Source organism: Pseudobutyrivibrio sp. AR14, assembly GCF_900101325.1.
In the GTDB taxonomy this organism is placed as follows: Bacteria; Bacillota; Clostridia; order Lachnospirales; family Lachnospiraceae; genus Pseudobutyrivibrio.
On the sequence record NZ_FMUY01000042.1, the window covers coordinates 1 to 1,423 of the forward strand.

The window sequence follows — 1,423 nt, forward strand, 5'->3', positions numbered from 1 at the left end:
CTTAGAAAGATATTATATAGAGGCACTCCTGGCAGATTTGTTAAGAGTGCCTTTTATAAATAGAACATTGTAAAGCTAGCTATTCGTGCTAATATTTTAAATGATGAGGCAGCCTATAATATCGACTACAAACAAGCATTAATCAATGCGGGAATAACTGGAGCTTCCACTGCAGGAGCTTATTATATGTTCTCTAAAACATCTCCTCAGAATACATCAGAGGTAGTGGCTAATGAAAATGTGAAAATAGATGCTATCGATAGTCCAAAGGCAGTTGTTGAAGATGTGGCTAGTGCTGAGGCTGGAGAATTAAATAAATATGGAATAGATGTTGATGATTTGTCATTTAGTGAAACAGTATCCGGACATATTAATAGACCATATCAAGAATCCAAATTATTAATAAAAGAGATTATTAACTCAGGTGAACCAATTCCAGACCCTCAGGGGACGAATGCTTTGTATTGGGAAGCGTATGGCACATTTAATGGTAGTGAAGGATTATATGAATTGGTAATTGATCCTGAGACAAATGCAGTATGGCATTTCGTTTATAAATCAAATTAGGAGGTAGAAATTAATGAATGATAAAATATATTCAAAAAAAAATCATAGTATAAGCAAAAGCGAGGAGTGTGAGAATACATTTTCGTTGACAATAAATTTTTTTGAATTGGCTTTTGAAATTGATACGCTAAAACTAGTTGATGTGTTTGGCTTTTTTCCATTAGTAAAAGCAATTGAAACTAATATAAATCTTCCAAGTTATATTAGAGGTGATTATTGTATACGACTTCGTAATAATGATATAAAAAAGGATGAAATATATTCCTATAATAAAGTCGCTTACACTAATGGGTCTGAATTTCAAAATTCTAAAATATATTATGATTTCGAGAAAAAACTGATTTGTATTGGTGAAATTGATTTCGTCTATAATGCAATAATGGTTAATGATAATATCGTATGTATATTAGACGAAAATGGTATTCTAAGGTGTCTTTATATTTTAATTGACAGATTTGAGTAATGTTAATGATGTATATAAATGTCTTTTAATCAAAATGATATTATGAAGGCATTAGGAAATGCCTATCAGAAGGAGGTGCAACTCAAAATCGGTTGCTTCTTGCAGTAGATGATTTTGAAAAAATGGGGATATTTAAGGAGATACAAAAATGACATTAATTGAATTGCAAAAAAGACTATCAACGGAAAATCATATTATTGGTAGCATGCAGGTTGAGTGTGGAAAAAGGACAGAGGTTCCTGACATTATTGGTATTTATGAGGAGAATGGTGTATTTTATGTATATGATACGAATGATAGAGGTGGTGTTGTTATTCTCGATGAAGGAGCGGAAGAAGAGATGACAGAGGCGCTTTATAGAAGGGTTTTAAAAGTAGAAAAGCGTTATTTAAA

Annotated in this window: 3 protein-coding genes; all 3 read left to right on the plus strand. The window is 31.7% G+C overall.

All coding sequences use genetic code 11. The features are described from left to right. Positions 1 to 186 precede the first annotated feature (186 nt). Positions 187 to 567 carry a hypothetical protein gene (locus BLP50_RS14165; protein WP_090155908.1) on the plus strand — a complete coding sequence of 127 codons (381 nt, stop codon included), beginning with the start codon at positions 187 to 189 and terminating at the stop codon, positions 565 to 567. A 13-nt stretch (positions 568 to 580) separates the two neighbouring features. Continuing rightward, positions 581 to 1,030: a hypothetical protein gene (locus BLP50_RS14170; protein WP_090155910.1), complete on the plus strand. Its 450-nt coding sequence runs from the start codon at positions 581 to 583 to the stop codon at positions 1,028 to 1,030. 148 nt (positions 1,031 to 1,178) lie between these two features. Next, positions 1,179 to 1,423 (plus strand): hypothetical protein (locus BLP50_RS14175; RefSeq protein ID WP_090155912.1); only part of this gene is annotated, 245 nt, incomplete at its 3' end.